21 protein-coding genes are annotated in these 24031 nt (G+C 67.0%); 2 read left to right on the top strand and 19 right to left on the bottom strand.

Going from position 1 to position 24031, the window contains the following annotated elements:
• Nucleotides 1–507: 507 nt before the first annotated feature.
• Nucleotides 508–1881 carry an ice-binding family protein gene (locus tag ACFP1K_RS18905; protein WP_380754901.1) on the top strand — a complete coding sequence of 458 codons (1374 nt, stop codon included), beginning with the start codon at nt 508–510 and terminating at the stop codon, nt 1879–1881.
• 20 nt (nt 1882–1901) lie between these two features.
• Here the strand turns inward: ACFP1K_RS18905 and ACFP1K_RS18900 are convergent, their stop codons facing one another.
• Nucleotides 1902–2564, bottom strand: a complete 663-nt coding sequence (locus ACFP1K_RS18900) for a tetratricopeptide repeat protein (protein ID WP_380754899.1) — start codon at nt 2562–2564, stop codon at nt 1902–1904.
• 434 nt (nt 2565–2998) lie between these two features.
• Between ACFP1K_RS18900 and ACFP1K_RS18895 the strand changes: the two genes are divergently transcribed.
• Nucleotides 2999–3340 carry a YciI family protein gene (locus ACFP1K_RS18895; RefSeq protein ID WP_380754896.1) on the top strand — a complete coding sequence of 114 codons (342 nt, stop codon included), beginning with the start codon at nt 2999–3001 and terminating at the stop codon, nt 3338–3340.
• Between the two features lie 146 nt (nt 3341–3486).
• Here ACFP1K_RS18895 and ACFP1K_RS18890 read toward each other — a convergent pair whose 3' ends face one another.
• The 18 genes from ACFP1K_RS18890 to ACFP1K_RS18805 form a co-directional block, all read right to left on the bottom strand.
• Complete coding sequence (locus ACFP1K_RS18890) at nt 3487–3990, bottom strand: calcium-binding protein (RefSeq protein WP_380754894.1); 504 nt, start codon at nt 3988–3990, stop codon at nt 3487–3489.
• A gap of 163 nt (nt 3991–4153) precedes the next feature.
• Nucleotides 4154–4996, bottom strand: a complete 843-nt coding sequence (locus ACFP1K_RS18885; protein ID WP_380754893.1) for a carbohydrate ABC transporter permease — start codon at nt 4994–4996, stop codon at nt 4154–4156.
• A 10-nt stretch (nt 4997–5006) separates the two neighbouring features.
• Complete coding sequence (locus ACFP1K_RS18880; protein WP_380754891.1) at nt 5007–5969, bottom strand: carbohydrate ABC transporter permease; 963 nt, start codon at nt 5967–5969, stop codon at nt 5007–5009.
• 76 nt (nt 5970–6045) lie between these two features.
• Nucleotides 6046–7269 (bottom strand): ABC transporter substrate-binding protein, encoded by a 1224-nt coding sequence (locus tag ACFP1K_RS18875; RefSeq protein WP_380755083.1) that lies wholly within the window; start codon nt 7267–7269, stop codon nt 6046–6048.
• A 483-nt stretch (nt 7270–7752) separates the two neighbouring features.
• The gene (locus ACFP1K_RS18870; RefSeq protein ID WP_380754888.1) at nt 7753–8757 is read right to left on the bottom strand and encodes a diiron oxygenase; all 1005 of its coding nucleotides are present in this window, start codon (nt 8755–8757) and stop codon (nt 7753–7755) included.
• Nucleotides 8757–9536 (bottom strand): phosphodiesterase, encoded by a 780-nt coding sequence (locus ACFP1K_RS18865; RefSeq protein WP_380754886.1) that lies wholly within the window; start codon nt 9534–9536, stop codon nt 8757–8759. The genes ACFP1K_RS18870 and ACFP1K_RS18865 overlap by 1 nt, the downstream gene beginning before the upstream one ends.
• Nucleotides 9520–10770, bottom strand: a complete 1251-nt coding sequence (locus ACFP1K_RS18860; RefSeq protein ID WP_380754884.1) for an ATP-grasp domain-containing protein — start codon at nt 10768–10770, stop codon at nt 9520–9522. The genes ACFP1K_RS18865 and ACFP1K_RS18860 overlap by 17 nt, the downstream gene beginning before the upstream one ends.
• Complete coding sequence (locus tag ACFP1K_RS18855) at nt 10767–12401, bottom strand: CTP synthase (RefSeq protein WP_380754882.1); 1635 nt, start codon at nt 12399–12401, stop codon at nt 10767–10769. The genes ACFP1K_RS18860 and ACFP1K_RS18855 overlap by 4 nt, the downstream gene beginning before the upstream one ends.
• Nucleotides 12398–13711: a cation:proton antiporter gene (locus ACFP1K_RS18850; RefSeq protein WP_380754879.1), complete on the bottom strand. Its 1314-nt coding sequence runs from the start codon at nt 13709–13711 to the stop codon at nt 12398–12400. The genes ACFP1K_RS18855 and ACFP1K_RS18850 overlap by 4 nt, the downstream gene beginning before the upstream one ends.
• The gene (locus ACFP1K_RS18845) at nt 13708–14235 is read right to left on the bottom strand and encodes a dCTP deaminase (RefSeq protein WP_380754877.1); all 528 of its coding nucleotides are present in this window, start codon (nt 14233–14235) and stop codon (nt 13708–13710) included. Before ACFP1K_RS18845 ends, ACFP1K_RS18850 begins: the two co-directional genes overlap by 4 nt.
• Complete coding sequence (locus ACFP1K_RS18840) at nt 14232–15824, bottom strand: AAA family ATPase (protein WP_380754874.1); 1593 nt, start codon at nt 15822–15824, stop codon at nt 14232–14234. Before ACFP1K_RS18840 ends, ACFP1K_RS18845 begins: the two co-directional genes overlap by 4 nt.
• Nucleotides 15811–16242 (bottom strand): type II toxin-antitoxin system RatA family toxin, encoded by a 432-nt coding sequence (locus ACFP1K_RS18835; protein ID WP_380754872.1) that lies wholly within the window; start codon nt 16240–16242, stop codon nt 15811–15813. Before ACFP1K_RS18835 ends, ACFP1K_RS18840 begins: the two co-directional genes overlap by 14 nt.
• Nucleotides 16242–16778 carry a DUF6031 family protein gene (locus tag ACFP1K_RS18830; RefSeq protein ID WP_380754869.1) on the bottom strand — a complete coding sequence of 179 codons (537 nt, stop codon included), beginning with the start codon at nt 16776–16778 and terminating at the stop codon, nt 16242–16244. The genes ACFP1K_RS18835 and ACFP1K_RS18830 overlap by 1 nt, the downstream gene beginning before the upstream one ends.
• Nucleotides 16775–17842: a DUF6001 family protein gene (locus tag ACFP1K_RS18825; protein WP_380754867.1), complete on the bottom strand. Its 1068-nt coding sequence runs from the start codon at nt 17840–17842 to the stop codon at nt 16775–16777. Before ACFP1K_RS18825 ends, ACFP1K_RS18830 begins: the two co-directional genes overlap by 4 nt.
• Complete coding sequence (locus tag ACFP1K_RS18820; protein ID WP_380754865.1) at nt 17839–19458, bottom strand: alkaline phosphatase family protein; 1620 nt, start codon at nt 19456–19458, stop codon at nt 17839–17841. The genes ACFP1K_RS18825 and ACFP1K_RS18820 overlap by 4 nt, the downstream gene beginning before the upstream one ends.
• On the bottom strand, nt 19455–20213 hold the full coding sequence (locus ACFP1K_RS18815; RefSeq protein WP_380754862.1) for a TIGR01458 family HAD-type hydrolase: 759 nt from the start codon (nt 20211–20213) through the stop codon (nt 19455–19457). Before ACFP1K_RS18815 ends, ACFP1K_RS18820 begins: the two co-directional genes overlap by 4 nt.
• Before the next feature lies 1 nt (nt 20214).
• Nucleotides 20215–21366, bottom strand: a complete 1152-nt coding sequence (locus tag ACFP1K_RS18810) for a hypothetical protein (RefSeq protein WP_380754859.1) — start codon at nt 21364–21366, stop codon at nt 20215–20217.
• Nucleotides 21367–21371: 5 nt separating this feature from the next.
• A complete protein-coding gene (locus ACFP1K_RS18805) occupies nt 21372–23801 on the bottom strand; it encodes a dCTP deaminase domain-containing protein (RefSeq protein WP_380754856.1) in 2430 nt (809 codons plus the stop codon).
• Between the last annotated feature and the right edge of the window lie 230 nt (nt 23802–24031).

The following is a 24031-nucleotide window of genomic DNA, read 5'->3' as shown; positions in this document are numbered from 1 at the left end:
ATCGCGGTCGGCGGACAGCCGCGCAGGTGAGCAGGTGCCGGCACCGCGCAGGGGACGGTTATGCCCGCGCCTGTCGCCAAGGCCACCAAAAATGGCCGATCGCCGGGAGATCACCGACATCATCCTAAATGCAGGCCGGAAATGATAATTGATTCGTTCTTATTTTCCATTTGAACAGGCGGCACCCGCCGCCGCCGATCTCTCCGGGTAGCGTGCTTTTTCATGGGAGGTCCCCCTCGCGCCCCACGAACCATCGACAGCTCCGTGGAGTATTTCCGGTGGATCGGCGACTCTCACGGCCGGAGTCCGCACCTTACAGGGATGTGAGACTCGGGCTCGTCCGATGTTCTTATTGGGAGAATGATTCGCCAAATGAAGGCTATCTTTGCGCGCGGCCTGCCTAAACCGGCCGGGTCCGTCCGGCTGGCGGTGGGTCTGGCGCTCGTCCCGGTCATAGGCCTGCTCGTTGTCGTGCAATCCAGCCGGAGCGTCGCGCAAGAGGCTCCCGTGAACCTCGGAACCGCCGCCACCTTCGCGGTCCTCGCCGGGAGCACGGTGACCAACACCGGCCCCAGTGTCATCACCGGAGACCTGGGCGTGAGCCCCGGCAGCGCGATCACGGGATTCCCCCCCGGCATCGTGCTGGGGGCGCAGCACGCGGCCGACGCCGTAGCACTTCAGGCGCAATCCGACTTGACCATCGCGTACAACGACGCCGCCGGCCGGACCCCCGCCACCAGCGTCTCCGGCGACCTGGTCGGCCAAACCCTCATCCCCGGCCTCTACGCGTCCTCATCGTCACTCGGCCTGACCGGCACCCTGACCCTGGACGGCCAGGGCGACCCCGGCGCCGTCTTCATCTTCCAGGTGGCCTCCACCTTCATCACCGGATCCGCCAGCAACATCAACCTGATCGGCGGCGCCCAAGCCTGCAACGTCTTCTGGCAGGTGGGCAGCTCGGCGACGCTGGGAACCAACTCGAACTTCGTGGGCAACATCCTCGCCCTGACCTCAATCACCGCCACAACAGGCGCCACCGTCAACGGCCGCCTACTAGCCCGCAACGGCCAGGTCACCCTGGACGACAACACCATCACCATCGCGAACTGCACATCGCCAACAGTGACCCCCACCGTGACCCCCACGGTCACCCCGACAGTGACCCCCACCGTCACCCCCACGGTCACCCCGACAGTGACCCCCACCGTCACGCCGACCGTCACCCCGACAGTGACCCCCACCGTCACGCCGACCGTCACCCCGACAGTGACCCCCACCGTCACCCCAACGGTCACGCCGACCGTCACCCCAACAGTGACCCCCACCGTCACCCCAACGGTCACCCCGACGGTCACCCCAACAGTGACCCCCACCGTCACCCCAACGGTCACCCCGACCGTGACCCCAACAGTGACCCCCACCATCACGCCGACGGTCACCCCAACCGTCACGCCCACCGTGACCCCAACGGTGACCCCCACCGTGACCCCCACCGTCACGCCCACGGTGACCCCCACCATCAGGCCAACCGTGCGCCCCACGGCACCTCGTCAGGGCACCGGAGCCACGCCCGAGGGTGACACCGGAACCCGGCCGAGCGCCACCGGCCAAGGGCCGGGCCAGGAACGGAGCCGGGGTCGGGGCCCTGATTCGCACGGCGACCGAGGACGTCCCCTCTTCCCCTGGCACAACTGGAAAGACGACCACGGACATCTCATGGCTCCCTGGCACCGCTGGAACGACGACCACGCGCACCCCGTGTCCCGCAGCCACAATTGGAAGGGCGACCACGGGCCCGATCACCATTGGAACGGCGACCACGAGACCCCGTGGGCACCTACCTCCGAACCACCGAGACGACACGTTTCCGTGACCGGCTGACGCCTGGCGTGATCGCGCGCCTAGATCTCCGTTCTCGCCTGCTCGATCTGCCGCGCGATGGCATGGGCACCATGCGCCTGTGCGATGGCGTGCGCCTCGTCGAGTGTCGCGAGCGCGTCCGCACGGCGGTCCTGGCCGGCGGCGATGTAGGCCAGCCCGATCATGTTGGCGGCCACGACCGGCAGAGCCCCGATCTCCCGGAACAGCCGCGACGACTCCTCCAGACGCTCGCGTGCTTCATCCGGCCGACCGGCCATGTGTGCCGCGATGCCCAAGTGCCGCAGGGCCTCGGCCTGGGTCGGCTTGTCGCCGACCTGCGCCGCCAGCCGGCGGGACTGCTCCAGTTCCGGAACCGCGGCCTCGTTGTCACGCCGGATGACCTGATGTAAACAGCCGATCCAGAACAACGCCTCGCCCTCACCGCGCACGTCCCCCAGCGCCCGGTACAACTCGATCGCGCGCTCGAACAACGGCAGCTCAGCCGGGTCCTCGGCAGGTGACGAGCCGCCGCTACCGCGCTCGTTGAGAAAACGCGCATGCAGGATCCGCCCACGAGCCAACGCGACATCGGCCTCCACCGCGTCCAGCCCCCGTTCGGCGTCAGCCAACACGCTGACGTCGCCACTGAACACCGCCCGTTCATAGAGCGTCCTGGCCAGTCCGATCCGGTCTCCGGCGCTCATCGCCCGCCCCCGCCCTCGCCTCGCCACCACGTTCTAGATCAGCAGCAGAGTACTCTCCGACCCGTGATCGTCAGCCCCCGATCTTGCTTCGGAGCTGACCGGCCTTTGCCGATGTGCGACGATCGTCCTGGACCCCGAGCCCCCCACCGCAGGCGAATGATTTCAGGCGCAACAGTCCGACGCGGACTATCAAGCAACGATGATCCGATCTGGAGGATGCTCACATGTTCGGTCTGGGTTGGCTTGAGGTGCTGGTGATCCTGGTCGTGATCGCAGCGGTTGTCGTCGGCGTAGTCCTCCTGTCGCGAGGCGGGCGCCGCCAGTAGCGTCGGATCGGTTCACCCGGCGTCATCGTGAGCATGGTCACGTGCTGCTCGGTGCCGGCGTCGGCGAGGATGGGTGCGATCTTTGAAGCGCGAAGAAGGGTCGCCGCGATGACGAAGTACCTGATCTCGTTCCCCAGTGACGCCATGGTCTTTCCCGCCGAGGATCTGCAGGCGGTCTCGGACGCGTCGCACGCTGTGGTGCAGGAGGCGAAGGACGCCGGGGTGTGGGTGTTCGGCGGTGGCATCGACGAAAGCGTTCCGCCTGTCATGGTGGATGGGGACGGGACCGTGACCGAGGGCACATACCCGCAGACACGGCAGATCGAAGGCGGCTACACGGTTCTGGAGCTGCCGTCCCGCGAGGCGGCGCTGGAGTGGGCCACGAAGATCGCGGTCGCGTGCCGATGCGCACAGGAGGTCCGCGCGTTCCAGTACGATCCCGCGAGCTGACGGGCCTCGACCCCGCTGGAATCGCATGCGGCCCCGGGACGGCCGACCGCCGGGCGGCCGTGCTGCCGGTGGGGCCGGACGCGAAAAGGCCGGGCGTCCCATCGGACGCCCGGCCCGCCACCGGTCCCCTGCCGGTGGCCGGTCGCTCAGACCTCGCAGTTCTGCTCGGTCTCGCCGGTGCAGGTGTCGGTGTCGGCACCGCCGTCGGTCGTGTCGTTGCCGCCACGGCCGTTCAGGAAGTCGTTGCCGGTGCCGCCGACGAGGATGTCGCGGCCGCTGCCGCCCCAGAGGGTGTCGTTGCCGGCCGAGCCGAAGATCTCGGTGAACCGGTTGACGGTGTCGTTGTTGACAATGTCGTCACCCTGGCGCATGTTGACCATGATCGTGCCGGCGTTCTTGCAGCTGACCCCGCCGGAGATCGGCTGGCAGTCGGTGTCGCTGGAGGTGACGCCCGCCCCGGTCACCTTGATGGCCCCCCCGGTGCCCTCGGCCAGGGTGATCAGGTCCGATCCGGTCGTGCCGGTGACCGACAGGCCACCGAGGCTCACGGTCACGGTGATCGGCGAGGCCGCCTGGGCGGGAGCGGACAGCGACACCATGCCGGCTAACCCGGCGACGGCGATGGCGAGGGCGACGATGTGACGACGCATTTCATTCAGTCCTTCGATTCGGTGATCCCGGCCCCCGTCGGGCCGATCACCCAAGGAAAGCGCCTCATCCCCCTTCGTTTCTGTGCAGAAATGCGCGCCCGGTACCGGTCCAAATACCTAATGCCCGCACTGCCAGCGGCCGCCGGGGCCGCTGACCGGCGGCTCAGCCCTTGAAGGCGCCGTCCATGATCCCGGCCACCATGCGCCGTCCGACGAAGACGAACAGGATGATCAGCGGGAGGGTGGCGAGGAAGGAGCCGGACATGGCGAGCCCCAGGTCGATGTTGAAGCTGTTCTGCAGAGCCTTGATCGCTATCTGGACGGTGTACATCTCCGGCGACTTCAGCACCACGAAAGGCCACAGGAAGTCGTTCCAGGCGTAGACGAACCCGAGCAGGCCGAGCACGAACGCGGCCGGGCGCACCAGCGGGAACGCGATGCGCCAGAAGATCTGCCAGATCGTCGCCCCGTCGATGCGGGCCGCCTGCAGGATCTCGTCGCTGATGGCATTGGCCATGTGCTGGCGCATCCAGAAGATCCCGAACGCGTTGGCCAGGCCGGGAACGATCAGCGCCTGCAACGTGTCCACCCAGCCCAGCGACGAGATGATCATGTACTGCGGGACGATGGCGAGCTGGGTCGGCACGGTCATCGTGAGGACGACGAGCAAGAACAGCGCATCGCGTCCACGGAAGCGCAGTTTGGCGAACGCGAAACCGGCCAGCGCGCACAGCAGGGCTTGACCCACGCCGATCGTCCCGGCCACGATCAGGCTGTTGATGATCGACTGGACGAACGGCACGGTCGAGAAGACCAGGCCCGCGAGGTGGAAGAAGTTGCCGCCGGGCACGATCTCGGGCGGCAGGTTCGTGGCCGCCGCGGTGTCGGTGGTGGCGACGACGAACATCCAGTAGAGGGGGAACACGCAGGCGAACACGGCAAGGGCCAGCAGAGCGTAGACCCACCACCGCAGGCGGTCGCCGGACCGCGGTGTCGTCCTACTCATGATCGCTCCCTTATGCCCTCTCCGGGCGGATCCGGGTGGACAGGAAGTAGTTGAGCCCGGCGAACGCGACGACCATGACGAACAGTGCCACGCCGATGGCCGCGGCGTAACCGAACTTGAACTGGGTGAAGCCCTGCTCGAACAGGAAGAGGGTCAGCGTCTGGCACTGGCGGATCGGCCCGCAGGTGCTCGGCGCGCTCCGGGAGATGAGCAGGGGCTCGGTGAAGATCTGCAACCCGTAGATGGTCGAGGTCACGATGGTGAACACGATGACCGGCCGCAACGCGGGGATGGAGATGTGCACGAGCTGCCGCAGGCTGCCGGCGCCGTCGACGGCGGCCGCCTCGTAGATCGTCCGGGGGACGGCCTGCAGGGACGCGAGGTAGAGCAGCGTCGTGTAGCCGAACCACCGCCAGGTGACCATCACGGCGATCAGCGCGTGGCTGCCGGCCACCGACTGGATGAAGTCGATGTGCCCGATACCGACCAGGCCGAGCAGCCAGTTCAGCAGTCCGTAGTCGCGATCGAACATCTGGGCGAAGACGATGGCGGTGGCAGCCACCGAGGTGATGTACGGCACGAGCATCGACATGCGGAAGAGCACCGCGAAGCGCAGCCGGACGTGGTTGAGCAGGTGCGCCAGCACGAGCGCCACCAGCAGCTGCGGCACGGTCGACAGCGCCCAGATGCTGACGGTGTTGCGCGCCGCGTTCCAGAACCGCACGTCCTTGAGCAGCCGGGTGAAGTTGTCCAGGCCGACGAACACATGCTCGCCGATCGGGTTCCAGTCGAACAACGCCACGTAGAAGGTGAACAGCAGCGGGATGAGGCCGAAGATCGCGAAGAGCACGAAGAACGGGGCGATGTAGGCGTAGGGGGCCACGAACTCGGTGAGGCGGCCCCGCCTGCTCTCCACCGGCGCCGGCGCAGGCGCGGGCAGGGCCTTCTTGGTGGGGCTGATACTCGTCGTCACGGGTGTGGTCGCTTCCCCGCCGCCGGTGCCGGGCGTCCGGGACGCCGGGCACCGGGGGCGCTCGTGGCAGGAGGTACTAGCTGCCGATCGCGTTCTTGATGTTGGTCACCGCCGCGTCCCACGCCTTCGCGGGATCGCCCTTGCCCTGCTCGACGTTCTGCAGGGCGTTGGTGAACTCCGTGCCGATCGTGGTGCTCTCCGGCCCGATGAGGAACGGCTTCAGGCCGAGCAGCGAGTTGGTGTAGATGGTGCCGACGGGCGCGCCGGAGAAGAACGGGTCCTTGACCGAGGTGAGCTTCGGGTCCTTGTAGACCGACGGGGTCGAAGGCAGCGACCTGGCCTGGGCGAAGTGATCAAGCTGGCCCTGCGGCGACTGCGTGGCGGCGATGTAGTCCCAGGCGGCCTTGGGGTTCTTGGCGCCCTTGGGGATGGCGAGGAAACTTCCGCCCCAGTTGCCCGAACCGCCGGGGATCGTGGCGATGTCCCACTTGCCCTTGGTGTCGGGGGCGTTGTCGCGGATGGAGCCGAGCAACCAGACCGGTGCGGCTATGACGGCGAAGTCCCCCTTCTTCATCGCGGCGCTCCAGCCGTCGGTGAACGTGCTCTGCTTGGCGGTGATCCCGGCGGCCATGGCCTTGAGCGCCTGGTCGAAGGCGGCCTTGACCTGAGGGCTCCGTTCGTACACCAGATTGCCCGCGGGGTCGTAGTACTTCTCCTGCCCCTGGTTGACCACCTGCGAATAGACGCTCGTAGCGGCATTGTCGATGAACGCCTTGCCGGTCGCCGCCGTGTACTTCTTGCCCGTCTCGATGAAGGCGTCCCAGGTGGGCCAGAGCTTGCCCACCTCCTCGCGGTCCGTCGGCAGCCCGGCGTCCTTGAACAGGTCGGTCCGGTAGGCGATGGCCATGCCGCCGACGTCGGTCGGGATGCCGATGATCGTGCCGTCCTTGGCCGTGGACTGGCTGATCACCCAGTCGAGGTAGTCGCCCTTGATCTTGTCGGCGCCCATCGTGCGCAGGTCGACGAAGTTCTGCGCCTGCTGGACGAACTTGGGCAGGTCGTCGCCCTGGATCAGCGCCAGGTCAGGCACCTTGCCGCCGGCGAGCGCGGTGGTGAGCGCCTGAGCCGTCTCCTGCGCGTTCCCCACCTCCGTCAGCTTCACCTTTACGTCCGGCCTCTTCGTCGTGTACTCCGCGAGGGACCCCTTCGCGTTGATCCCGGTGAACGACCAGAATTCAAACGATTTGCCGTCGGACGCGCCGGAGGAAGTCCCGGACGGCGAGCTTGAGCACGCTGCCATGGTGAGGGCCGCGGTAGCGACGAGCACGACCGCTGAGACATTGCGGAACTTCACGGCGACCTCTTTCGCTTGCTGTGGTCAGGGATGTGATACGCGGCCCGGCACCAAGAGGACGCGCTGCACTAGCCGACGGTGCCGTGCTACCTCAGGCTCCGAACCGCGAGCGCCGGACAGGTACAGCACCGCCATGCCGACCTGGCGTTTTAACTGCATAGTCTTCTGCCGTCACTCATGGTGAATTGAAACTTTCGGCGATGTCACGTCGGTCATTGCTCCAGGACAGTAGGATCCTGTTAACCGGAGCGTCAATATTCTCACGACGATGTGTCTGAAACAATCGGCCCACCGGTTTTATGTTTCGGGCACACACCGCACCCCTCACCGAGACGACGGAAGCGGCCGGATGAAACGCGAAACCCAGGTCGGGAACGAGCCCGACCTGGGTTGTTTCGGTGGAGCCCAGGGGGCTCCCGTCCCCCGCGATCACCGATGGGTCTGGACGACCGACCAATCGAAGTCGATCTCCTCGAGGACGCCCATCTCCGAGAACAGCGTGTGAATCCCACTGAAGTCGCTGAACAGGCGGATGCGGCGGGGGCCCTTGCAGTCTTCCAGCATGGCGCGCCCCTCCGCCACGCCAACCAGGTCCATGATGCGCTCCCACGTGCCGTAGTCAGCGGTCGTGTAAGCGGTCAGGGCCTCGAAGGCCGAGCGGGTGAAGAATCGCTGCTGCACCGGGTCGAGGCTCGGATAGACCTTCTTGGCCAACTCGGCCGCGATGGCCGAGTGGCAGTATTCATCACGGGCGTGTAACCGCGCGGTGGCGCTGTGCACGGGCTGGATGCCGGGGTCGTCGGCGATCGTGTCGAGGTACGGGCCGATGCCGATCTCGGCGATGGTCGCGAAGGCAAGGGTCGTCAGGCTGCGCTGCCAGCGCTCGGCACACCCTTCCCACATCTCCTGGTGGCGCCGCGAGTGCAGCGGCAGCGGCAGCGCGTTGTCCGGGAATGGCTTTCCACGTAGCTTTCGCGTGACGGCACTCGCGTTCATGTGCATGAGCGTGTGGTACTGCTCGTCGACCATCGCCTGGGTAAGGCACGTCTCCAGCTCGTCACCGGACAGGGCAGGGAACTCCCCGCTGATGACCAACCCGAAGGCGGGGTTGGCGATCGCCTCCTCGGTCACGATCGTCTTCCGGTTGAAGGCGATGATCGCCCAGGTGAGCACGTCGCTCCGCTTACTCGGGTCGAGAGCGAGCCAGGTCGGATGGTCGCGGAACGGAAGGATGCTCTCCGGATAGTCAGGGCGGTCCAGCTCGTACAGGTCCTCCAGACGGAGTTCGTCACGCTTGACACTCGCGCGGCGGTGCCAGTTTCCGGCGAGCCGCCGGATCACTGCGCTCTCGGTGGCATCCACGCCGCCGTCGTTGATCGCCACCAGATCTTCGAAGAGCGCTTCGTCGTAATCGTCGCGCTTGATGACGCCCATCAGAATTGCTCCATCTTGTAGTCAGGGCATGGTTGGAAATAGGTGAACAGGCGGTCGTCCCGGAATTCGTGCAGGACCACCAGCGGTTCGGTGCCCCCGTGATCGGGATCCGCTCGGTCCAGCGGGAGTTTCCAGGCATAGGCCGTGCTGGGCGCCATGATCAACGGGATCCCGGCGAACTCGGTACGCACGGCCGTATGGACATGGCCACACAAGATCCCGACCACTTGGGGGTGGTCGGCCAGCACGTCGGCGAGTGCCTGCGCGTCGGCGAGCCGGGAGCCGTCCAGGCTGGAGACGCCGAGCGCGAGCGGATGCTGGTGGAAGGCGACCACGGTCGGCCCCCTGGACCCGCGCAACGCCTCTGCGAGCCATTCGAGCGTTGCCGCTCCGAGCTCGCCCTTCGACGTTCCCGGCACGACGGCGTCGCAGAGAAGCACGGTGAGCTCGCCGACCCTGACCACCTGGTTGACGGGGCCGTCCCCTGGCTGGTTCAGCACCATCCGGCGGATCAGGACTCGGTCATCGTGGTTGCCAGGGCAGACGAAGACCGGCAGCACCCCCGACAGCGGATCCAGTACCTCCGCGAGCGCCTCGTATTCGCGGTCGAGCCCGTCCTGGGTCAGGTCACCGGTGATGACCACCCCCGCCAGGTACTCCGCCCGCCGCCGCAGATACTCCACCACCCGGGACGCCCGGGCACCATGGCGCGCGTCCACGTCTATGTGCAGGTCGCTGATGTGCGCGATACGAGTGACCCGCTCAGTTGACGACTTCATAGAATCCTTCCCCGTCGAGGTAACGGGCCGTGTGGTAGTCCCGCTGGACGACCCCCGGCACCTCGTGGACCATATGGACCAGCATGGAGTAGGTCATGTCGTTGATCGAGCGATGCAGCCTGTCCCCCACCCGGGTCCGGATCAGGGCCTCGTCGAAGCTCTCCAGGGCTTCCAGCTCGGCCATCCGCGGGTACGCGGCCAGCACACCCGACTTGGGGGAGATCATGTTGACGCAGGTGGCGTGGCGCGAGATCTCGTAATCGCGAATCGCCCTCTCCCTGAAGCGGTCCTGGTCGACGTACGCGTCGACGGTCCACTCCAGTTGCGACTCACCGATCGCCTTGCCCGTGAGCACGGGCAGGTCGGAGCCGCAAATCCGGATGCCGGTCTCGATCAGCCGCGGCCCGTCCGGGGTGAGCTTCAACTCTGTGTGCGCGCCGCCGTCGCGCACCCCCAGAGCGTCAAGGACCTCGCCGGCGTACGCGGCCAGCAGGTCCTGCTCCGGCCCCCTTCGGGGCATCAGCACAGACCCGCCGAGCAGATCCTTGACTCCGTTGATGTCGAGGTGCTGGGTCTCCCAGATATCGCAGATGTAGTGGATCCCGTCCATGCTGACCGAGTTGACGTAGTACTCGGTGCCGCGCAGGTACTCCTGGGCCACGACCCCGTCGTTCATCTGGGTGAAGGCGGTGTACGTACCGGCGAGTGACCGGAAGGCCGCGATCACCTCGTCGGCGGAGTCGCAGAAGGAGACCCCGTCGTTGAGCGCGCTGCGCAGCGGCTTGATCACTACTCTGCCGCCGACCTTCTCGTACCAGTCGAGCAACGTCTGCTCGTCGGTCGCCCGCACCTGCTCGGCGGCCGCGACGCCCGCCGCCTTCACCGTCTCGACCATCTGGTACTTGTCGCGGCGGGCGGAGCTGAGAGCGGCTCCGTTGGTGCGAAGACCCAGCCGGTCACTGAGCTGGTCCGCGAGCTCGACACCGCTCTCCGCCCCGGCGATGACAACGTACGGGCCATGTGCGGCGACCTGCCGGAGTGTCTCCTCCAGGTCTCCGCGGTGCACGATGTGCTCGTAGAAGTCAGCCGGCTGGTAGCGGGAGGCGAAGATCGCGGGCGGTTCTGGTGTGCTTTGAACGTGCAGGGTCCGGAAATCCCGCTCGTGGAAGAGGGGAGCTAAGAAACGGGCTGTCGAGTACGCGTCGACGATCGCGACGACAGGCTGTGGGGTCACAGGTTCCTCCTGTTGAGCGCCGCTCCGATGAGTCCGGAGAACAGCGGATGTGGCCGGGTGGGGCGGGAACGAAACTCCGGGTGTGCCTGGGTGGCGACGAGGAACGGGTGAATCGCGCGGGAATACTCGACGAACTCGACCAAGACCCCGTCGGGGGAGGTGCCGGAGAACACCAGTCCGGCGCGCTGGGCCAGTTCCTCGCGATATTGATTGGTCACCTCGTACCTGTGCCGATGGCGTTCGCGGACGACGGTGGTCCCATACAGTTCGTGGACCAACGTGCCCTCCGCCAGCACCGCCAGGTAACCCCCGAGCCGCATGGAACCGCCCAGGTCTGCTTCGCCGGAGACCGCGGCGACCTGGTCGGCCATCGTGGAGATCACTGGGTGCGGGGTGTCAGGACGGAACTCGGTGGAGTCCGCGTCAGGCATTCCCGCCAGCGATCTGGCCGCCTCGATCACGACGCATTGCAGGCCGAGGCAGAGACCCAGCATCGGAACCTGCTGCTCGCGGGCATATGTAACGGCCGCGATCTTCCCGGCGACGCCCCGGCCACCGAATCCGCCGGGTATGACGATCGCATCCGCGTCGTGCAGCACGGCCTTGGGGCTGGGCAGGCAGGCCTCCGCGTCCACCCAGTGGAGGCGCACCCGGGCCTGGTGCGCGAAGCCACCGGCCCGCAGCGCCTCAGCGACCGAAAGATAGGCGTCCGGCAGCTCGACGTACTTGCCGACCACGGCGACGGTGACCTCGTGGAGCGGGTGGTGAACCTGCCCGACCAGGTCATCCCATCGGGTCCAGTCGATCTCGCCCGCGGCCAGGCCCAGCTTGCCGATGACAACACCGTCCAGTCCCTCGGCGTGCAGCGCACGGGGGATGTCGTAGATGGAGGCGGCGTCGATGGCGGCGACCACCGCCTCTGTTTCCACGTCGCAGGCCGCGGCGATCTTGTGCTTGAGCTTGTCGGGGATGGCGCGATCGGCCCTCAGTACCAACGCGTCCGGCCGGATGCCCAGGCTGCGCAGGGCCGCCACCGAGTGCTGGGTCGGCTTGGTCTTCAGTTCCTGGGACGCGCCCAGGTAGGGGACGAGCGAGACATGGAGGTGGAAGACGTTCCCCGGACCTTCCTCGTGCCGCAACTGCCGGATCGCCTCCAGGAAAGGGAGCGACTCGATGTCGCCGACGGTACCGCCGACCTCGGTGATGACGACGTCGACGTCGTGCGCCGCCCGCCGGATGTTCGCCTTGATCTCGTCGGTGATGTGCGGGATGACCTGGACGGTCTCCCCCAGATAGCCACCACGTCTCTCTCGTGCCAGTACCTCCGAATAGATCTTTCCCGTCGTGATGGAGGCGACCGCGCTGAGGTCGACGTCGAGGAACCGCTCATAGTGGCCGATGTCCAGGTCGGCCTCGGCGCCGTCCTCGGTGACGAAGACCTCGCCGTGCTGTAGCGGGTTCATGGTGCCTGGGTCGACGTTGAGGTAAGGGTCGAGCTTCTGCATGGTGACCCGCACGCTTCTGGCGGCCAGCAGCGTCCCAAGGCTCGCGCCGGTGAGCCCCTTGCCCAGGGAGGAAACGACCCCGCCCGTAACGAAGATGTACTTCAAGCTCTCTACCTCGCAGGTCACGATGTGGATGGCACCAGGGGAGGGTCGGACTCTGCGGCCTTGGGCACGAGCTGCCCCCGAGCCAGCGCACGCTCAAGCCAGGAGCCGGCGAGAAGTGAGGTGGCGATCGCGGTGAGTACCAAGGTGGTGAACAACTGCTGGCTGACGATTCCCGCGTCAAAGGCGAGTGTCGCCATGACGATCCCTGGGCCGCCGCGCGCGTTCATCGCGACCGCCAAGTTGAGCGCGTTCTGTGCGGGGCTCCCGGCCAGCCGTGCCCCGGCGAAGACCCCGGCGATCTTCAGTGCGCAGGCGAGCAGGAAGAACCCGATGGTGAACCACAGGGCGAACCCGTGCACCAGATCGAGCTTGAGGCCGACGATCGCGAAGTAAATGGGAATGAAGAACCCGGAGGCGAAGGAGCGGATCGCCGTCATGGATTCCGATCCTGTGCGAGGCAGGTCCGTCAGCAGTCCGACCGCGAACGCACCGAAGATCGGCGCCAGCCCGAGCAGGACACATGAGGCGGCCACGCCCAGCGTGAGCACGACCCGGATCGCCACCTGGTCAGCGGCGCGGTCGGACACGAGCCGGCTGGTCGGCCGACGTACCTTGCTGACCCCGTACACCAGCAGCAGGAATCCGACCGAGGCAAGCGTGTGGTAAACGATCGACTGGGTGGTGGAGGAAAGCTGCAGGACCGAGGACAGACCGAATGCGTCCTGCTTCGCATGACTCACCATGCCGAGCGCGACGGCGAGGAGGACATTCAGCACGATGTCCTCAAGCACCGCGACCGACAGAACGACTCGCGCGAATACCGTTTGCATGATGCCCAGATCGAGCATGATCCGGGCGATCACGGGAATGCTGGTGACCGCGAGCGAGCTGACCAGCACCAGCCCCAGCGCGGTGCGGTCGTTCGCCGGGCCGATGAGTCCGGAGCCGTCCAGGGACCACGTGAACAGCACGCCCCCGGCCAGAGGTACCACCATCCCGGCTACCGCGATCATGCCGACCGTCCGGCCGTCGCGGCGAGAGAACACTGTCCTCATCTCCGCACCGGCAAGGAACATCAGCAGCAGCATTCCGATCTGACTGACCAGGCCGAGCCCGCCGGCGACCGCTCCGGTCCGGGGAAACAGCCATGCCTGTGCTTCGGGAGCGAACAGGCCGAAGAGCGTCGGCCCGAGCAGGAGGCCGCCGAGGATCTCCCCGATCACCGGGGGCTGGCGGAACCGTTTGAACAACCGCGCGAACAGGTTGGCCGAGCCCAGCAGGATCGCCAACGCCGTCAGGATGCCGAACAGGTCACCGTCGGTGATGCTCACTGCGGTCTCCGGATATCAAGGCTGAACCGGGACGCCACAGCCGAGGAGGATCCGGTGTACTTGCCGTCGTAGTTGATCGCGGAACCCTGCATCGCCCAGAAGGCGAGCTTTCCGATGATCATTCCGGGGTAGACCCGGACAGGATGGGCGACCTTGATCTCAAGCGTCCAGGGGAAGACCGCGCCGCTGTGTCCGAGCGGCGCCGAGTACTGGATCCAGATGCCAAGAGTCGAGGCCGACCGGCAGGCGTAGAGCGTGGCCGCGTGGTGGGGGCTGCCCATCGCCTCCATCGTGCTACCGAGGTAGAGCCGGCCGGGTTCGAGAACCATCCCGTCCGGGCTCATGACGGTGTGCACCGCCTCCGGTAGTTCGTAGCAGTCGATGACCCCCTTCTCGTAGGTCAGGATGTCCGCCGCCAGCCGGAAGCCGTAGCTGTTGGGCTCAAGCCTTTCGGCGTCGAAGTCGTCGATGTGGATACGGCCGACCTCGACCTCGGCCAGGATCTGCGCGCCGGTGAGGATCACAGCCAGCCCTCCAGGAGAGCGCGAACGGCGGCACGATGCCCGTCCAGATCACCGCTGTTGTCCAGCTCGAGGTCCGCCTCGATCTCGTCCAGCCGGCTGGTCGAGCGATCGGCGCGTGTCGGGTCCCCCCGCTCGGCTAATCGCTTCTGCCGCAGCTCCTCATCGCAGCGAACCCGCAACACCCGGAAGCCCAGGGCACGCAGGGCGACGGCGTCCACCTCCGGGTCGCGCAGGTCGTCATTGACGATCACGTCCGCGTCGACGGAACTCAGCCTGACCGTGAAGTCATCGACGAAAGCGCGCGGGTTGATCCGGCGTAGGTTGTCGGCCAGGTCCTCCATCAGGATCTGGTCCTGCGCTCCGGCGCTCACGGCCCGGCCCGCGGCCACGTACACCGAGTCCTGCAGGTCGTACAAGGGCTTCGCCAGTTTGACCCTGGCGTGGCTGAGGCCTGCGGCGGTCGCTGCCTCCTCCAGCAGGGACGCGGTCGTCGACTTCCCGCTGCCCGCCAGGCCGATCACGGCGACCCGAAGACCTCCGCCGCGCAGTACCCGGTCAGGGTCCACATCGAGGGTGCCACGCAGCCGGATCATCGCCACCGACGGAAGAACCTCACGGAGGCCGGCGAGCGATCGGTAGAACGCGGAATAGTCCGGCACCAGGTGGGACTGCCAGGTGAAGAACGTGGTGTCCACCTGACGGTCAACGATCTTGTTGAGGTGGGCCCAGCGCTCGGCCTCCGACCGCAGCTGCCAGGTGGTGAGCGGCTCACCGGGGCGCACCTCGGGCAACAGGATCGCTGCGAGCCGCCGCGGCTGTGCCGAGAACTCAACCCCCAGCCAGCCCTCGAAAAGGTCCGGATCGATGAGTAGTTTGTCGGTCGCGGCCCGCTCATCGATTCCGGGGTCCACCTGTTCGCGGACCAGCCGTTCCAGCCGGGCGTCGGCTCGGATGGTGCCGACACCGACGTACGGGTAGTCGCGCCACGGGTAGACCTCGATCGCCTCGCCGACGCGGCGGCAGAACACCTTGTCACCGGAGAAGTACGACCAACCGGGACGGCCCAGCGCCGACAGCATGGTCGTCGTCTTACCCGCGCCCTTCGCCCCGGCGATGATCACGGCTTCATCGCCTCGGACCAGCCCGGAGGCATGCAGAACCACGGTGCCGAGGTCCTCTTCGTTCCGGATGACCAGATCACGCAGGAAGTCGATGACCTGGATGGTGGAGCCCGCGGTGATCCGCAGCCGGAACAGCCCGTCCGACCGGGCGTCCTTCGGGACGTCCACCAACGTGGTGCGGTTGACGTAGCGGCGGCGGTCGCCCTCCTCCACCACATGGGCGTCGAAGTTGAACTCCGCCGCGTTGCTGCGGCGGATCACAGACTGCTCGGTGTCCCAGATCTGCCGGTTGACGTCGGCTTCGGGATCGTACGCATCCACCTTGATCGTGAACGTGGCCGGCCGGTCCGAGACCGGCACCAGCAGATGCCGGAAGAAGCGGCGGATCGGCTGGAAGGCGGGTTCAGCGCCGGGTGAGATCTCGAACCGCATCACGGTGTTCAGGAATTCGAGGTCAATCATGGTCATTGGGTTCCTTGGCAGAGGCGAGGGCGGACAGCAGAAGGTCTGCGTGAGCGCGTAGCGACTGCGCCCAGATGGGGTCCAGCAGCGGGGCCAGCCCGTCGATCCCGAGCTGAAAATCGATGCTCAGTCCGACCCAGGTGCCGGCGCAGTCCGGGGCGAACGTCCAAGTCACGGCCAAGGAGTCGAAGTCGCCCTGGGTCTGCGCGAAGACCAGCCGTTGGCCTGAGGTAGTGGTCTCCCGCTGAGTCCAGCCCACCCGGCTTCCGTTGAGCAGGACGCTCCAACGGGCTGTCCCGTCCGACTGCGGCTCGACCTCGAGCACATGAGGCGCGAGCGCCGGCAGGCCGGTACCCTCCCGTACGATCCGGCGGAGTTCGGCCGCCGACGCGGGGACGAAGGCCGTAGCGGAGATCTGGGGCATCACGACTCCTTCATGAACGGAGTGAGGAAGCCGATGTCCAGACCGGCCGCACGGGAGAGCGCGGCCCAGGAGCGCAGGGTCACCAGCATGTCGCGCTGTCCCTGCGCGATCAGACGGTCGGGCAGCTCGCCAGGGAAGGCTTCGAGCAGCCGCTCCCAGAACACGAAGATCTCGTCATGGGAGCCGGGGCCGCCGAACTCCTCCGCCAGGTCGAAGATCTCGATGAGGTCGGTCCCGGTGGCCTGCGCGACCTCCTGCAGCCCGTACTCCAATCCGAGCGCGAGGCAGTGCGCGTCGGCCACCGGGACTCGTCCTGCGAGCCGGTTGTCCACGTCGACGAGTTGCTCCAGCAGTCGCAGCTTGACGGCACTCTGCATCTGCGGCTGATCGGTCCCGCCCTCGATGTCCTCGATATAGGAGCGGCCCTCGGCCAGCATCAGCCAGGCGGCCTGGATCCAGGCCTCCACCGCCGCCGTGACGGGCCGTGCGTGCCCAGCCCTGACCTGGGGGAAAACCGGGATGTCCGCTGCGTTCATGCGCTCGTTCCTCCGGTGTAGTCGATCCGCTGGGCCAAGGCGCCACCCCGCAGGGCGCGCAGCAGCACTCCGGCTTCGCGTCCGGGGACGTCACTCAACTCGGTGAGGGCGTACGGTCCAGCCGGAGCCTGGCCAGAAGCAGGCATCGCACCGTCCGGCGTCAGCAGCAGCTCCGCGCCGGGCAGGAAGGCATACCGGTCCGCGCGATCGGCCGGGTCGAAGGCGACGCCGACCGAATGCGTCTGCGCGGTGAGGGCCGCCGCCTCCCGCACCAAGGCGAGGTAGTCGGCGGCGATCCGGGCATCCGGCCTGGTCAGGGCGGAGGCCACCGTCACACGCAGCCGCTCCACCTCCGCACCGAGCGCGGCGAACGAGGCATCCGCCCAGCCCTGCTCCGCGACGAGCCGAGTCCACCTGAGCAGGTACCACTTCCGGGTGGTGTAGACGTCACCGTGGTGGGAGAGGATCGCGTCCATCAGGAACAGCAGCGTGTTGATCGCATAGCCGACCCGGCCGCGCAGCTCGCCGGCGGCTTCGGCCAGGGCGAGATGAACCGCCTGCTCGATCGAGTTCTGCAGTGCCGCCCGGCTCCACACGGCCGCCAGTGCCGGCAGCGCGGCGACATAAGGCATCTGCCCGTCGAGAGTCAGGCCGTTGATGATGCGCTCGGTCTGTTTGCGCCGGGGTTCCCGATGCTTGTCCCAGCTCCGGAAGAACCTGACGATCTCTTCAGGGGGACGAACGGCCAGGTCCGTGAGCTCCTTGAGGTTGGCGGCCAGCTCCGCGGTGGAGAATGAGACGACCTCCAGATGTTCACCCCACTCGAAGATCTTGGTGGAGATCCGGGCACCCTCCAGAGGTTCGTCCTGGATTCGAATGAAGTCCAGGTCGCTGGTCGCGTTGGCGAGACCGTGCACCGGCGAGCTGGTGATCAGGAGCTGTCCGGGGCCGACCCGCTCGGTCATGAGCGCGCCGAGCGCCGCCGGATCCAGCCGCCTGCTCCGCAGGAAGGTTGTGACGTTGGCGTGCCTCTGCTCGGCCAGCCGCGTCGTGGAGAGATTCATGAGTCGACTTTCTGGAGGGAGCTGAGAAATCGCCGTCGCACCAGCTGAGCCGCGAACGTGTTGTCGACTTCGCCCAGGTGACAGCGGGCCTCGATGCCGGGGCCCGCAACCGCGAAGGTGGCCAGTAGCCGGTCATCGCCTGTGTTGACCACGTGGGCACCCGGCTTGGCCGCCGACCGCACCACAGGACCGGCCCCGGCCGGCGCGGCGGTCGGCTGGTAGTCGTGTCGCAACTCGACGAAGACGACGGGAGGAACGGCTCCGTCCGACAGCGGCACGCCATGCTCGTCCAGGAACCGGGCGACGACCGGCCGGCCGGAGTCGGGGTCGATCACCTCTCGGAGCACAGCCATCGCCCTGGCCATGGCGGGTCCAGCCTCTTGCGGTGGGACGACCCCGTAAGGGCGGTCCAGGGTGTTGACGCAGAGCGAGCCATTGTTGGCAGGGTGGTAGACCACACTGGACCGGGCCGGGTCCAGGGCACCCGCCGCGTCCCACACGGCCAGTCCCGCCTCGATCAGGGGCTCGTTGAGGTGGACCAGTTTCGTGCATCCCACGATGCCGTGGTCGGCGGTCAGGATCACGGTGTCGTCCTGGTCGGCACGGTCCAGTACCCGCCCGAGGAACTGATCAGCCCAGCCGTAGACCTGGCGCACGAGCTCCCACAGGACAGGAGCGCTTTCGGGGCGGAACATCCCGCTGCGCTCGTCGCACCAGCCGACGAACTCGTGCCCGACATCGTCGGTGATCGGAAGATAGAGAACGACGAGATCGGCTTCATGGCCGGCCAGCGTCCGCTCCGCCGCCCCGATGAACGCCCGCGCCGCGCACTGGACCGCGGAGAGAAAGACCTCCTCCGCCGCGCCGTCGCCCCCGTCGATCAGACGGGGACCGAACGTCCCAATCCGGTAGGAGGGACCGAGACTCTCCCCGGCGAAGACCGGAGCGGTGCGCATCGCCTCGACCAGAGCCGGGTCCGCTCCCGCGAAACGGGCGTGGTAGAGGCCGGTATGCGCGAACAACCGATCGCCGTCCGGCTGCTCCAGACAACGAATCCAGGTGCCGAGACCGTCAGAGAACCGGCGCTCGACCCACCCCTCGGCCGAGCGCACCAGCCGGCCGTCGAACAGCAGCCCGCCCGGCACAGCTTCAAGGCTGTGCCCCTGCCATTGCACCTTTGCTCCGGTGGGGACCCGCAGATGGCCAGGGCGGGCGATTCGCCCGCTGAAAGCCTCGACGGCGGCGTCGACCCAAGGCGCCACGGCACCATCGGCGTCGAACACCCATGGGACGTGCACGAAGGCCGCCCGCAGACCGAGCTCCGCCCAGACCGGCGGTATCAGCGGGAATTTGGGCCCGAAACCCGAGCTCATCCCGGTGATCGGCCCGTCCCGGTCCGGAACGGGAAAGCCGGTCACGCCGTGCCGCTCCGGCCCTGCCCCCGTGAAGAGAGTCGCGAGGGAGGGTGGGGTCTGACAGTTGGGGCGCGGTGGCCTCGCAGCGGCGAAGCTCCCCGTCGCCCGCAGCCTCCGTACCGCCGGCAGCGACCCCTCGGCCTCCAGCCGGTCGACGATCCAGGCCGCTGCGGCATCCCAGACCACCCAGTAGACCGTCATCGCGGCCCGGCCAGCAGATCGGGCAGGTCCACGATCGAGTCGATGGTGTGCGAAGCGCCGCCGGTCAGCCCTTCGGCTTGTTGATCGGCGAACTTACCGGTCCGTACCTGGACGGTGACGGCCCCGGCGGCGCGGCCTCCGGCGATGTCGGTAGTGGCATCGTCCCCGACGACGACGCAACCGGTGACCGGGGTCCCGACCGAATCGGCGGCCAGGGTGAAGAACTCGGCCGACGGCTTGCCGACGACGACGGCCTGACAGCCCGCGGCGTACTCCAGCGCGGCGACGACCGCCCCGGTGTCAAGGTGATCGCCGTCCGCGCGCTTGAAATAGCGGCCGCGCTGCAACGCCACCAACTGCGCTCCCGCGCGGAGCGCGCGGAACGCTCCATCGAGAAGGCCGTAGTTCAGCGTGTCGCGGCAGTCCCCCACCAGCACATGCGTGCAGGGAGCGCCGGCTACGACTTTGAACTCAGTGCGCAGAGCCTCGGCAACGACTAGATACGCGTTCCCTCCAGCCGCCTCGAGCAACCGTTGCGCGGCGACCACCGGTGTGAACAGCTCCTCCTGGTGGATCGTCAGCCCGAAGCCCTCCAGGTCTTCGGCGACTCGGACCACAGGTTTGGAGTCGGTGTTGGTCAGGAACCGCAGCACGTGGCCTTGCTCACGCAGCGCGGCGACCGCTGCCGTCGCGCCCGGGATGGGCTCACCCTTGGCGTAGAGCGTTCCTTCCAGGTCGAGCAGGATCGTTCCCACCTCAGCGCACCACCAGGGCGAGCTCGGGGCGGGCGGACACAGAGTCCTTCAGGAAGGTCCTCTTCGAGTAGTAGCCACGCTGGTCGTTCATGCCGCGGGCTCGAAGGAACCCTTCCAGCCACTGTGCGATCTGTGCCATCTCATCCAGGACGGCGGCCTCGTCCGCGGCGATCGCGGTACGGCTGCGCAGGTACTCCAGTTCGCACTGGTGCAGGACGACGTCGGGGGCGTCCAACAGGCTGCAGTGGTCGAAGAAGATCCCGTATACGTGTCCGGTGGTCACGGACTCGAAGTTGACGTCGTAACGGACCCGGCGGAAGGGGGGGAGCCGGACCGCCTCAAGGCCTAGCACGTCGGTGATGTACTCGCCGAAGTGCTCGACCTCGACACCGTAGGTGTGGCTCTCCCTGCGATCGAAGGAGTCCTCGGCGTACCACTTGCGCTTGACCAGGTGCTTGCCGTCGGTAGTGGGGATGAAGGAGACGTATCCCAGATCCGCCGCGGGCGCGGTGATCTCGTACAGGTGGTTCAGGTAGTCCCACGCCTGGAACTCATCGCGGTACTCCATGACGTAGCCGGGTAGGTCCCCCGCTAGCAGGCTCCGGTAGAGGTCCAGGTTGGCGGTCCATATGTCCACTGGGGGAGTGAGTGTGTACTTGTACTCGAGCTCCTGGCCGGCGAAGCACTTGCGGTAGTACCGCTGGTGGTTGTTGAGGAACAGCGCCTGCTCGCTGTGGAGCCGGGCCGCCTCGGGCAGCCAGCGCAGCGAATCGGCACGTTCGGCCAGCGGACTCGAGGTGATCCGGATGAAGCACGCGTCATCCTCAAGGAATCGGATCTGGGAGTACACGTGCAGCCCGTCGCCGGTGTCGCTCAGGAAGAACAGCGGGACGATCGGGCCGTCTCCCAGCAGGCTCCGGACCTCCTGGCTCGGCCGCATGCCGGGGAACAGAGCGACCCCCTCGGATTTGACCCGGCGGTCACCGGCGATCAGCTCGACCGGGCCGAGGTCGGACCAGCGCAGCACGAGGGTGTTGCCCGGGGCCCGCAGGTCCAGCGGAATCAGGATGAGCGGCTCGTCCGCGCGCAGCGGAGCTGTTCCGTTGAGAACGTGCAACCCGCCCAGGACCAGCCAGCAGTTATTTTCTGTCACGTCAGTCACTTTCCGCCCGTCACAGTGACGGTTCCACTGCTGATTACCGCATGTCCTTCGCTGGGCAGGCCCTGGGCCGCCACCGCCGGCACCTGGGCCTCCCGCAGCAGGATGGCCAGGTGGCCAAGGGTGGAGCCCTGATCGAAGACGAACCCCGCGACGTCACCGATGAGGACCGAGAGCACGGCGTACGGGCGGGAGGCCCGGACGATCGGTGGCTCCGGGCAGGCCCGGACTCGCGCGATGATCTCCGCGAGCCCTTCGTGGCCGGACAGGTCCTGCGACCTGTCGACACTGACTGCCGGCCCGATCGACAGCCGGCTGAGCACTTCGTCTTCGTCCAGGTCGAGCAGCGGCCCAGCGGCGGTTCCCACCGAGATCACACGCGCGTCGGCGGAGTTCAGGGCGTCCCCGCCCAACAGCGAGTAATCGACGAAGAACAGCTTCCCCGACTGTCGCACCCACTCGAGAGTCATCGGTCCGTACTGGTCACTCATGACCCCGGTGAACTCGGCGAGCTCGCCCACATGGGCGTTGATCGGGCTGTCGGCCGGGTCGATCTGTCCGTCACGTATCACCACCGCCGCGGCGCCCGAGGTGCCGCGATTGAGTGCCATGAGGCCCTCAGGGGTGTACTCGACGATGAAGTCGTCGCCGACGCGCCGGGAGATGATTCCCAGATCGCCCCGAAGGTAGTCCCGGACGATCACTGTGTGCAGCTGGGTGGAGTCCGGTCCCGCTCCGGTGGTCTCGGCGAGTCGGCCGAGAAGCTCCGCCTTGTGCACCACGATCTGCCGGAGGGTGTCACCGAAGTCCAGTACGCACTCGTCGGCGCACCCCTCGTCGATGACCTCACGTAGTCGGCCACCGGTCTCCGCGGCGCACAGGCCGCGCCCGTTGAAGTGGACGACCCAGCCGTGGCCGACACCGACACCGCATTCGACGGCCAGCCTGTGCGCAGGCCCACGCTTGGCCGCGTAGCCGCCGTAGATCGCGGAGACCTCACCGAGATCGACGGAGGCGGGTATCTCGTCGAAGTAGAGTCTGTAGGCATCAGCGACCGGCTCGTCCTGGCAAGTGTCCTGCTGGGACGGGGCGGTCTGCGGCCGGACCTGGATGAGGTGCACCCCGTCAGCGTCGGCGGCCCACTCGACGTCCACGTCATGGCCCTCGGCCGTGCGGAGCGCCTGGACCAACCGCACGACCTCGTCCAGAGCGGGGACATCACCGGTGAGCTCAGCCGATTTGGCAAGGACCGGAACGGCGACCCCGGCGACCATGGAGTCGGCCAAGCCTTCGACATATTCGATCACGACCCCCTCCTCGGGGTCGGAGAAGGCTACCCCGGCCAGCTCAGGCCGGATCATCCTCTGGACGATGACGGCCAGCCTGGGTGTATGGGAGAAGTCGCCCGCGCGGACCCGGGCCGCCACAGCCGAGGCCTCGTAGTAGGAGCGCCAGCATTGCTCGACCGCCTGGGCCACCGCGTCGACGCCCTGTACACCGAGGACCGTGGCATGGATCCCGGCCAGGCTCGAGCCGGCGGTGTCCTCGTCGAGGCCGGAGGAACGGACGGCGAACTCGACGCTCTCGTCGTCGCCGAACACGTCGGCGATCCGGACCGCCAGCAATTGCCGGGCCTGTTCGGCCAGGTGCACCCCGGACACGATCTTGTGGATGTCCTTCAGGGAGTCCGTTAGGAACGCTCCCACCGTGGCGCGAAGGTCATTGAAGGCCGCGGCCAACCCGCGGCGCTGGTCGTCACTGAGCGCTCCGTCGAACTCCTCGGCTGAGATGCAGAACGCGTTGGGGACTCGGAAGCGGCGACTGTTCGCCGCCAGAGCGGCGAACTTCGGTCCTGTCCTGGCCGGGTCGACGCTCGCCCCCAGGCCGACGAAGCGCTGCCGGGCGAACTGCTTGTGGAAGTCCTTGTGGATGTCGCTGCTTCGGGGTCCGGTCGCGCCCTGGTACTTGCCGTCGTAGAGCTCGATGTCTCCCTGCGGTCGCCACCACATCATCTGACCGATGTTGATGCCCGGATAGACCCGGACCGCGTTCATGGAGTAGAGCTGGAGCGTCCATTGGCCCTTGTACCCGATGTCGCCCAGACTCGCCGACAGGTTGATGAACAGCCCTAGCCTTGCCACCGACGAGCGTGCGGCGAAGGTCGGCGCGTAATGCTCGCTGCCCAGGACCTCGATCGTGTGCGCTAGATACAGCCGGCCAGGCTCAAGGACATATCCTTCGTCGGGAATCTCGATCTTGTCGCACTCGTTGCCTTGCCGGGCATCCAATGGCATGTCCCGATAGACGTAGAGCGTCCGACCGAGACGGAAGTTGTAGCTGTTCGGATTCACTTGCTCGGGAGTGAAGGGGTCGATGGTGATACGACCGTTCGCCCATTCCCGCTCAATCTCGGTACCCGTGAGGATCACTGTCCACCCGTCCTGAATCTTTGCTGGGTGAACAACATCCCTCCGTGGAGTAGCGCAGCAGTATCGCGCAGATGGCGTACAGGATCAGCACAGGACGGCAGCGGCTCCGCTTCACCTGGACCGCAGGACCAGCCTCTACCGACGACCACGGGCGATACCTGTGCGATACGGAGTGCACGGGATGATTATTCACTTAGCAGCCGACCGTCCCCTGGAGAGTCACCATTCAC

This window comes from Sphaerisporangium aureirubrum (assembly GCF_042658925.1).
Lineage (GTDB): Bacteria > Actinomycetota > Actinomycetes > Streptosporangiales > Streptosporangiaceae > Sphaerisporangium > Sphaerisporangium aureirubrum.
The sequence above is the reverse complement of the archived record's forward strand: the minus strand, read 5'-3'. Positions and strand labels throughout refer to the sequence as shown.

What these genes read in the sequence shown, in the direction of transcription:
- ACFP1K_RS18900 (WP_380754899.1), bottom strand. Translation starts at nt 2,564, where the DNA reads ATGAGCGCCGGAGACCGGATCGGACTGGCCAGGACGCTCTATGAACGG.
- ACFP1K_RS18895 (WP_380754896.1), top strand. Translation starts at nt 2,999, where the DNA reads ATGACGAAGTACCTGATCTCGTTCCCCAGTGACGCCATGGTCTTTCCC.
- ACFP1K_RS18890 (WP_380754894.1), bottom strand. Translation starts at nt 3,990, where the DNA reads ATGCGTCGTCACATCGTCGCCCTCGCCATCGCCGTCGCCGGGTTAGCC.
- ACFP1K_RS18885 (WP_380754893.1), bottom strand. Translation starts at nt 4,996, where the DNA reads ATGAGTAGGACGACACCGCGGTCCGGCGACCGCCTGCGGTGGTGGGTC.
- ACFP1K_RS18875 (WP_380755083.1), bottom strand. Translation starts at nt 7,269, where the DNA reads ATGGCAGCGTGCTCAAGCTCGCCGTCCGGGACTTCCTCCGGCGCGTCC.
- ACFP1K_RS18870 (WP_380754888.1), bottom strand. Translation starts at nt 8,757, where the DNA reads ATGGGCGTCATCAAGCGCGACGATTACGACGAAGCGCTCTTCGAAGAT.
- ACFP1K_RS18865 (WP_380754886.1), bottom strand. Translation starts at nt 9,536, where the DNA reads ATGAAGTCGTCAACTGAGCGGGTCACTCGTATCGCGCACATCAGCGAC.
- ACFP1K_RS18840 (WP_380754874.1), bottom strand. Translation starts at nt 15,824, where the DNA reads ATGACCATGATTGACCTCGAATTCCTGAACACCGTGATGCGGTTCGAG.
- ACFP1K_RS18835 (WP_380754872.1), bottom strand. Translation starts at nt 16,242, where the DNA reads ATGCCCCAGATCTCCGCTACGGCCTTCGTCCCCGCGTCGGCGGCCGAA.
- ACFP1K_RS18830 (WP_380754869.1), bottom strand. Translation starts at nt 16,778, where the DNA reads ATGAACGCAGCGGACATCCCGGTTTTCCCCCAGGTCAGGGCTGGGCAC.
- ACFP1K_RS18825 (WP_380754867.1), bottom strand. Translation starts at nt 17,842, where the DNA reads ATGAATCTCTCCACGACGCGGCTGGCCGAGCAGAGGCACGCCAACGTC.
- ACFP1K_RS18820 (WP_380754865.1), bottom strand. Translation starts at nt 19,458, where the DNA reads ATGACGGTCTACTGGGTGGTCTGGGATGCCGCAGCGGCCTGGATCGTC.